At 71.6% G+C, this 4,386-nt stretch carries 3 protein-coding genes; all 3 read right to left on the bottom strand.

Going from position 1 to position 4,386, the window contains the following annotated elements; translation table 11 throughout:
- Positions 1–80: 80 nt before the first annotated feature.
- Positions 81–2,336: a S9 family peptidase gene (locus G6018_RS12655; protein WP_182639785.1), complete on the bottom strand. Its 2,256-nt coding sequence runs from the start codon at positions 2,334–2,336 to the stop codon at positions 81–83.
- Positions 2,333–3,226, bottom strand: coding sequence for a phosphoribosylaminoimidazolesuccinocarboxamide synthase (locus G6018_RS12650; protein ID WP_182639784.1), 894 nt, complete (start codon positions 3,224–3,226; stop codon positions 2,333–2,335). The genes G6018_RS12655 and G6018_RS12650 overlap by 4 nt, the downstream gene beginning before the upstream one ends.
- 72 nt (positions 3,227–3,298) lie before the next feature.
- On the bottom strand, positions 3,299–4,162 hold the full coding sequence (locus G6018_RS12645; protein WP_182639783.1) for an alpha/beta hydrolase: 864 nt from the start codon (positions 4,160–4,162) through the stop codon (positions 3,299–3,301).
- Positions 4,163–4,386: the final 224 nt, after the last annotated feature.

Genomic DNA, 4,386 nt, shown 5'->3' with positions numbered 1-4,386 from the left:
TCCCCGCCGACAGCTGACCAGGACTGACGAGGACGACCGCGCTCGAGCGTCTGCCGGCCTGAACGGCTGCGGGTCCGGCCCTATCCGGCGCCGGCCGTGCGGACCGTCCACGCGTACTCGAACGCGGTCTGGCGCCACCGCTCGTACCGTCCGGACACGCCCCCGTGGCCGGCGCTCATCTCGCAGCGCAACAGCACCGGGCGGTCCGCCGAGTCGGCCGAGGTCGACACCGCCCGGAGCCTGGCCACCCACTTGGCGGGCTCGACGTAGAGCACCCGGGTGTCGTTGAGCGAGGTCACCGCCAGGATCGCCGGGTAGTCCTTGGCCTCGACGTTCTCGTACGGCGCGTAGGAGGCCATGTAGTCGTAGACCTCCTCAGAGTGCAGCGGATCGCCCCACTCGTCCCACTCGATCACCGTCAGCGGGAGCTCCGGCATGAGGATCGAGGTGAGCGGATCGACGAACGGGACGACCGCCTGGATGCCGACGAACAATTCCGGCGCGAGGTTGGCCACAGCGCCCATGAGCAGGCCACCCGCGCTGCCGCCCTCCGCCACCAACCGGTCCGGGGCGGTGAGCCCGGAGTCGACCAGGTGCCGCGCGCAGTCGACGAAGTCCGTGAAGGTGTTCCGCTTGGTCAGGGTCTTGCCCTGCTCGTACCAGAGGCGCCCCATCTCACCGCCGCCCCGCACGTGCGCGACCGCGTAGGCCATCCCCCGGTCGAGCAGCGAGAGCCGGGCCACCGAGAAGGCGGGGTCGATGCTGGTCTCGTACGAACCGTAGCCGTACAGCAGGGTCGGAACCTGCTCGCCCGCGTCGATCCGGGCTGCGGTCTCCAGCGACATCACCAGGGAGATCGGCAGCTGGGTGCCGTCCCCGGCAGTGGCCCAGTCCCGGCGCTGCACGTACCCGGCCGGGTCGTAGCCGCCCAGCACCTCCTGCTCGCGCAACAGGGTCCGCTCCCCCGTGGCCAGCGCCAGGGAGTAGATGCGGCCCGGGGTGACGAACGAGCCGAACCCGAACCTCAGCACCGGTGCGTCCCACTCCGGGTTCGACCCCGGGCCGGAGGTGAACAGTTCCTCGTCGAACTCCACGGGAGTGAACCCGGAATACGCCTCCACACCCACGGTCGACGCGGGATCCAGCGGCATCAGGGAGAACCGGGGCAGCGCCTGCTCCCGGTACCCGAGCACCAGCACGCGGGCGAACGCGTCGACCCCCTCCACCCGCACGTCGTCGCGGTGCGGCACGAGCGGGTCCAGTTCGCGGAAGTCACGGTCGACCGGTCCGGCGGGCGCCTCGACCACGGCGAAGTTGGGCGACCCCGCGTTGTGGGTGATGAGGAAGCGATCCAAGCCGCCGACGACCGCGTGCTCGACGTCGTACTCGACGCCCTCCTCGCGAGGTCGTACGCACCAGAACTCGCCCGCCGGGTCGGCGGAGTCCAGGCACCACACCTCGGTGGTGATCTTGGACCCCGCGGCGATCTGCAGGTACTTCTCGCTGCGCGTCTCGCCGACCCCGATCCAGTAGGACTCGTCGGGCTCGTGGAACACCTCGTCGTCGTCGTCCCGGGTCGTCCCCAGGCGGTGACGCCACACGGTGTGGGGGCGCCACGCCTCGTCGACCGTCACATAGAAGACGTACTGGCCGTCGCGGGACCAGGTCACGCCGGCCGCGATGCCCGAGATCTCCTCGTCAGGCGCCGTGTAGTCGGGATCCAGGGATCGGAAACGCAGGGTGTAGCGCTCGTCGCCCTCGGTGTCGGTGGCCCAGGCGAGGACGCGGCCGTCGTGGCTGACCGAGAACGCGCCGAGCGCGAAGTACTCGTGCCCCTCGGCCTCGGCGTTGCCGTCCAGCAACAGCTGCTCCCCGGGGAGCTCGACACCGGGCGAGACCTCAGGCGGGACCCACCCGGCCGGGTCGCCGGGATCCGCCACGAACTCGGGAGGCACGGGGACGCGGCAGTGCCGCGCGTAGGACAGGCCTTCCGATGTGCGGGAGAAGTACCACCAGCCGGCGGCCCGCACGGGAACCGACATGTCGGTCTCCTTGACGCGGGAACGGATCTCCTCGTAGACCTCGTCCTCGAGCGGCTTCTGCCCGGCCGTCATCGCGTCCGTGTACGCGTTCTCCGCCTCCAGGTACTCGCGGGTCGCCGGGGCGTCCTTGTCGCGCAGCCACTCGTAGTCGTCCACGAAGACGCGGCCGTGGTGCTCACGGCGGTGGGGGCGGCGCTCGGCCCGGGGAGGCTCTGGGACCTGCCGGCCATCGGTGGTGGTGTCGCTGTCGGTGGTGGTGTCGGTCCGGCTGCCGGTGGCGTCAGAGGCACTCATGCGGACTCACCGCCGAGCCACTCCGAGAACTCCAGACCGGAGATCCGCTCGTACGCCTCGATGTACCGTGCCCGGGTCGCGTCGACCACCTCCGGCGGTAGCGGGGGCGGCGGCGAGTCCGAGTCCCGGTCCCAGCCCGAGTCCGGGCCGGTGAGCCAGTCGCGCACGAACTGTTTGTCGAAGCTCGGCTGGACGCGGCCGGCCTGGTACCCGTCCGCCGGCCAGTACCGGGAGGAGTCCGGGGTGAGCACCTCGTCGGCCAGGATCAGCTCGCCCCCGGACAGCCCGAACTCGAACTTCGTGTCCGCGAGCAGTACCCCACGGTCGGCGGCCATCGCGGCCGCCCGCGCGTACACCTCCAGGGTGGCGGTCCGGAGCCGGCCGGCCAGCTCGTCGCCGACGATCCCGGCGAGTTGCTCGAACGAGATGTTCTCGTCATGGTCCCCCACCGCGGCCTTGGTGGCGGGGGTGAAGATCGGCTCCGGCAGCCTGCTGGCCTCGACGAGCCCCTCGGGGAGCTCGACGCCACACACCGACCCCGACTCGAGGTACTCGACCATCCCGGACCCGGTGAGATAACCGCGGGCGACGCACTCGGCCTGCACCATCTCGAGGCGGCGCACCACCATCGCGCGGCCGAGCACCTCGGCGGGGATCCGCTCGTCGTCGAGAGGCCCGGCCAGGTGGTTCGGCACGTCGAGGGCGTCGAAGAAATAGGCGCTCATGGCGGTGAGCACCCGGCCCTTGTCGGGGATCGGCGTGCCGAGCACGTGGTCGTACGCCGAGATCCGGTCGGTGGCCACCAGGAGCAGCGTCTCGCCGTCGATCTCGTATAACTCGCGGACCTTCCCGGCGGCGAGATGGCGGTAGGAGGAGAGCTCGGGTCGCATGGGGGCCAGCGTAGTCGGCGCCCCTGCGGACGCCCCGCCGGACGAGCGGTATATGCCCGGACGCAGGGGCCGTCAGCCCAGCCGCGCGTCCAGCCACTCCCCGAGCGCCGCGTACGCCTCGTCCGCACACCGGTCGTTGAACAGTTCGTGCAGACCGCCCTCGAACTCCCGGTAGGTGATCTCCGGCCGCGGGTCGTGGTCCGATCCCGCGACCTGGGCGAACCGACGGGCGCCCGTCGGCGAGGTGATGGAGTCCGCCGACCCGTTGATCACCAGGGTCGGCACCCGCAGGGCGCTCGAGCGCTGCAGGAACTTCTGCCCGCCCGCGAGGAGGGTCCCGGCTGCCAGCGCCGGCACCCCCTTGTGGTGCACGAGCGGGTCGGAGGTGTAGTCCGCCACGTACTCGGGAACGCGGGAGATCTCGTTCGGGTCCAGCTTCTCCACCGGGAGGAACGGCAGGAGGCGGGCGATCACCGGGGCCACCGCCCGGAGCGGCGCGGGTGTGCTCTCGCCCACGACGATGCCGGGAGAGGACAGGATCAGCCCCGCCAGGTCCCATGGACGCCGCAGGGCGGACTCCCCCGCGATCAACCCGCCCATCGAGTGCCCCATGAGGAGACGGGGCAGGGACCCGGTCCCCACGCCCTCGGGGGTCCGGGTCCATTCCAGGACAGCGTCGCGGACGGCGAGGTTGTCCCGGATGTGGGTCTGAGTGTCGACCCTGGCCCGCGGTCCGGGGGCCGTGCCGTGCCCCCGGAGGTCGTAGGTGACCACGTTCACGCCGCGGTCCACCAGGAACCCCACCGTCCGCCCGTACCGGCCGGAGTGCTCACCGAAGCCGTGGACCAGCAGGAGCAGGGCCCGGGGAGTCTCGGCGTGGTGCAGGGTCGCCTGCAGGCCGGAGGTACCGGGGACGGGGATGACGGTCTCGCGCATGCGCCGAGACTAGCGCCCGGAGGCCGCCGGCCTCCCCCAAAGGTGCCAACCGGTTCTCCACCTCCGGCCTCAAGACCGGCGGCCGCGCGCGGACGAGCATGGAACCGGTCAGAGAATTCTGTCCGGACGCGGTCCGGACACCCACAGCGCAGGAGGTCCCCGTGGTTCCCACCACCCTCGCACCGGCGCCGGAGCCCACCTCCGGTCGCCGCGGCACCCGGCTC

This window comes from Dietzia sp. DQ11-44 (assembly GCF_014145205.1).
GTDB classification, from domain to species: Bacteria; Actinomycetota; Actinomycetes; order Mycobacteriales; family Mycobacteriaceae; genus Dietzia; species Dietzia natronolimnaea.
The sequence above is the reverse complement of the archived record's forward strand: the minus strand, read 5'-3'. Positions and strand labels throughout refer to the sequence as shown.

What these genes read in the sequence shown, in the direction of transcription:
- G6018_RS12650 (WP_182639784.1), bottom strand. Translation starts at nt 3,226, where the DNA reads ATGCGACCCGAGCTCTCCTCCTACCGCCATCTCGCCGCCGGGAAGGTC.
- G6018_RS12645 (WP_182639783.1), bottom strand. Translation starts at nt 4,162, where the DNA reads ATGCGCGAGACCGTCATCCCCGTCCCCGGTACCTCCGGCCTGCAGGCG.
- G6018_RS12655 (WP_182639785.1), bottom strand. Translation starts at nt 2,336, where the DNA reads ATGAGTGCCTCTGACGCCACCGGCAGCCGGACCGACACCACCACCGAC.